This window comes from Bradyrhizobium sp., from assembly GCF_028868675.1.
Taxonomy (GTDB): Bacteria; Pseudomonadota; Alphaproteobacteria; order Rhizobiales; family Xanthobacteraceae; genus Bradyrhizobium.
This window is the reverse complement of the sequence record NZ_JAGWUA010000299.1, coordinates 1-3,999: the sequence shown is the minus strand read 5'-3', so window position 1 is coordinate 3,999 and position 3,999 is coordinate 1. Positions and strand designations below refer to the sequence as shown.

Genomic DNA, 3,999 nt, shown 5'->3' with positions numbered 1-3,999 from the left:
GGCCGCGAAAGATCGAGGCTTCCTGCGGCAGATAGCCGATGCCGAGCCGGGCGCGCTGATACATCGGCAGCCTGGTGACGTCGTGGCCGTCGAGCTCGATCGCGCCGCGATCGGCCTTGATCAGGCCGGTGATCATGTAGAACACGGTGGTCTTGCCGGCGCCGTTCGGGCCGAGGAGGCCGACGGCTTCGCCGCGGCGCACATAGATGCTGACGCCGCGGACGACGTGGCGGCTGCCAAAGCTCTTTTCCACGCTATGCACGGCCAGGAAACCCGGCCGCCGCAGCAGTTGAGGCGTGCCGGATCCGTTGGTCCTGGCGCTGCCCCTGAGAGGGTGAGGGTTTTGTGGCCGCGTGTCGTCCTCGAACTGATCGGGCGACTGGATCGGCTGGTCTCGCGCGATCGGCGGCGCATCCCGCAACGGGCTGGTCAACAAGCTGCCGATGGTGTCGCCGAGCGCGGTGATGTCCCCGCGCAGGCGGGCAAAGCCCCGTTTGGCGGGGCGCCGACGGAACATGCTGAGTAAGTCGACCATCCCGCCTACACTTCAAGCCTTTTCACGGTGATCCCGCGTCACGGGCGCCCCGCGACCGGCCGCATCGACGCGATTCGACACAGCATGAATGAAAGGATGTTTCTTGCCCAGCGAAACACCCTCGTTCCCAAGTGGCCGGATCCCCGCTCCCAAGCCCGCTGGGCTAGATACAGTCTTGTCGGGCGGGCTTCAACCTTGCCCGGCCAACAAAGACATCAAGTAACTGAAATCACTTCTGTTTGCCTGAGCCGAGGCCCGGTATCGGGGGCGCGCCGCCGGGCTTGGAGGGGCCGCAATCGCCCTGTTGGATGAACAGGCCCTGCACCTTGCCCGAGTCGGACTCCACGCGGGAGACGCCGGTGGTCATGTCCACCATCAGCCGGTCGCCGCGCAGCACGTTCTTGCATTGCGTCAGGACGATGCCGCCGAGCATGGTGATCAGATTGGTCCTGGTGTCGAAGATCGCCGTTTCGCCGGTGACGACCTGGTCCTTCTGCGTGACCACGACGTTGCCGCGCGCTTCCAGCCGCTTGATCGAGGAGCTGCCGCCCGGCCCCGGCGTCGCCGACTGCATCACCGCCGATTTGGAGTGCTCCCTGCCCCCCTTGGCGGGTGCAGCCTGGCCCGAACCCTGGCCGCCGCCCGACTCGTAGAACACGACCAGCGTCTTCGACGTCATGGTGGTATCGCCCTGCACGACCTTCACGTTGCCGGCGAACGTCGCCTCCTTCTTCTTGTCGCGCATCTCCAGCGACGCCGCCTCGATCTGGATCGGCTGGTCGCGGTTCTGCGAAAATCCCTGCAACGCGTTCGGCACGCCCTGCATGGTGCTTTGCGCCTGGGCTGCATCGGGCGCGAGCAGGACGGCGACACCGACGGCGAGCGCGCCGAGGCCGGAGGCAAGGCCTCGCCCGAAGCCGTAACGCTGAAGGTGCTTCGCCGTGGGGAGCATTTTGGGGGTCATCTCGAATTGGCTGACTTGTTCGGGATCGCGCGCGTTTTCGCAGGTTCGGCGGGGGCCTGGGATGCGCCCGACGCGGCATCGCCCAGCTTGTCCAGATGCATCACGACGTTGCCCTCGAAGCGGATGACTTCGCCGCCCTCGGTGATGCGCAGGCGGTCCGAGGACAGCGTGCCGTTGGTCAGCTTGACGTCGACATGCTCGTCGGAGGTGACCGTGCCCTTGCCCATGTCGACGAAGGCCTGGTTCAGGCGCGCCTCGTAGCCGGTGGAGGTGCGCAGGAAGATGTCCTTGCGCAGGTCGAGGAGCTGCTGCTTGTTGTCGAAAATCCCGGTCCTGGCATCCATGAGCAGGGTCGATTGATCTTCCATCAGGAGTTTTGCCCGCAGCGCCGACAGCTCGACACGATCGGGATCGGTGACGTCCTGCGTCGCGGTCTTCGCCCAGAGCTCATAGGGCCGCTGGTCCGGCGTGTACCCGGCAAGATGCGGCGATTCCATCGTGATCCTGGTGCCGGAGACCACCAGATTTCCGGCATCGAGCGGCAGCTTCGGCATCAGCATGCGAAAGGGATTGAAGACCGACACGCCGACGATGGCCGCCATGGCGAACACCACGGCGGCCGGCACCGCGACGCGCAGGATGCGCACCAGCCGGCTGTGGCGCGCCGCGCTGGCGAAGCGCGCCTGCAGGGCGGCATCGAGGGCTGCATTGTGGACCGAGTTCACCGCTGCTCCGGGACGTCCGACGACGCCCTATTGTAGCCGGCACCGCCGGAATATGCAGCCCGCGACAAGCCGTGACGACTATGTCCGAAACGGGGCAGCCGCGCCCTGCGGCGACCCTCACCGGCGTACCAGGGCGGCTCAGGAGTGCGCAAAGATATCCTCGGCCTCCCAGCCCCCGAGGTCGAGCTTCGCCCGCGTCGGCAGGAAGTCGAAACAGGACTGCGCGAGCTGGGTACGGCCCTCCCGCAGCAGCATCGCGTCCAGCCGCTCGCGCAGCGCATGCAGATGCAGCACGTCCGATGCCGCGTAGGCGAGCTGCGGCTCGGTCAGGCTGTCCGCGCCCCAGTCGCTCGACTGCTGCTGCTTGGAGAGATCGACACCCAGCACCTCGCGCACGAGGTCCTTCAGGCCGTGGCGGTCGGTATAGGTGCGCGTCAGGCGCGAGGCGATCTTCGTGCAGTAGACCGGCTGCGGCATGACGCCAAAGGTCTGGTAGAGCACGGCGACGTCGAACCGCGCGAAATGGAAGATTTTTGTGATCGCGGGATTGCCGAGCAGCGCCTTCAGGTTCGGCGCGTCGGTGTGCCCCTTCGGGATCTGCACCACGTCGGCGCTGCCGTCGCCGCTCGAGAGCTGCACGACGCAGAGCCGGTCGCGATGCGGATTCAACCCCATCGTCTCGGTGTCGATCGCGACCGCGCCGGTATAGCGGGAGAGGTCCGGCAGATCGCCGCGGTGCAGGCGTACGGTCATGATGTTTCAAATCCTGGCGTTTCAAATCCTGGGACGCGAATCGGGACGCGCAACAGGCTAATGCCGGCAATGGGAACTGGCGAGGGCCGGGCCGGCTCGCGATGTATCCGCTGGCGGCTATCCACGCAAGCGTTTGACGGCGGACACACAGAGGTGCTCGGTCCGGAACAGGACGTCGTCCTGCGAGGGCAGCGTCTCGCAGAGCTCGACGACATAGTCGATGCCCTTGCGCGAGGCGTAGGCGAGCCGCGCGGCATGATCGTTCAGATCGGCCATCTCGGTCATGCGCTCATGCCAGACCCGGTAATAGGACGGCGTCCACATCGCCGCCGCACCGCGCTTGTAGTCGACCCAGACACGGCGGTGCGAGACGAACTCGAAGATGCCGGCCCGCGACAGCGCCACCTCGGACGCCGGGGGAGCGGGTTGCGCGTCGATGCGCGGTCGCGGCGGAACGATGAAGATCGCCGTCGGCGGCGTCGCGGCCCGCGCCCAGTGGCCGACAGCCGCCCATTGCGTTGCCGCGTCGGAATAAAGCCGGTTGAACGTGTAGGTCTCCCACACGGACGCCGGGAACAGCGCGAACGCGGACGCCGCCAGCATCGCATAGCCGAGCTTGCGGCGGTATGCCGGCGCGAACTCCCCCGCCGCCTCGAAGCGCGCGGATGCCAGGATGAGCGGAATGACGATCAGGAACGCGACGCCGCCGAGATAGAGCGCCAGCACGACGGCGCAGCCGGGCAGGAACAGCGCGGCGCTTTCGCGGCGCAGCCATGTGGTGGCGAGCGCTGCGATCGCAAGGCTCGCCAGGAGGTGGATCATCGCGCCCGAGCGCAGCAGTTGAAGGTTGAGGATCATCGGCGAGGTGCTGACGGCCGGCACGACCACGCCGAGCAGGTAGAGCAGGATCGCGCCGAGATAGACCGCCCGCAGGTCGCGCCCCGCGGGTCCGAACCACCACAGCGCGACCGCGCCGAGCGCCATCACCGCGGCCATCTGCAGGACGTTCTCGATCGCGATCG

4 protein-coding genes and 1 pseudogene are annotated in these 3,999 nt (G+C 67.0%); all 5 read right to left on the bottom strand.

What is annotated here, in order from left to right; translation table 11 throughout:
• Positions 1–535 (bottom strand): ATP-binding cassette domain-containing protein (locus tag KGM94_RS23980; RefSeq protein ID WP_300264823.1); only part of this gene is annotated, 535 nt, incomplete at its 3' end.
• A gap of 229 nt (positions 536–764) precedes the next feature.
• Complete coding sequence (locus KGM94_RS23975; RefSeq protein WP_300264819.1) at positions 765–1,487, bottom strand: LptA/OstA family protein; 723 nt, start codon at positions 1,485–1,487, stop codon at positions 765–767.
• A gap of 8 nt (positions 1,488–1,495) precedes the next feature.
• Complete coding sequence (lptC, locus tag KGM94_RS23970) at positions 1,496–2,224, bottom strand: LPS export ABC transporter periplasmic protein LptC (protein WP_300264816.1); 729 nt, start codon at positions 2,222–2,224, stop codon at positions 1,496–1,498.
• Between the two features lie 138 nt (positions 2,225–2,362).
• Complete coding sequence (locus KGM94_RS23965) at positions 2,363–2,977, bottom strand: ribonuclease D (RefSeq protein ID WP_300264813.1); 615 nt, start codon at positions 2,975–2,977, stop codon at positions 2,363–2,365.
• A gap of 117 nt (positions 2,978–3,094) precedes the next feature.
• A pseudogene (locus KGM94_RS23960) lies at positions 3,095–3,999 on the bottom strand (hypothetical protein); the annotation flags it as partial.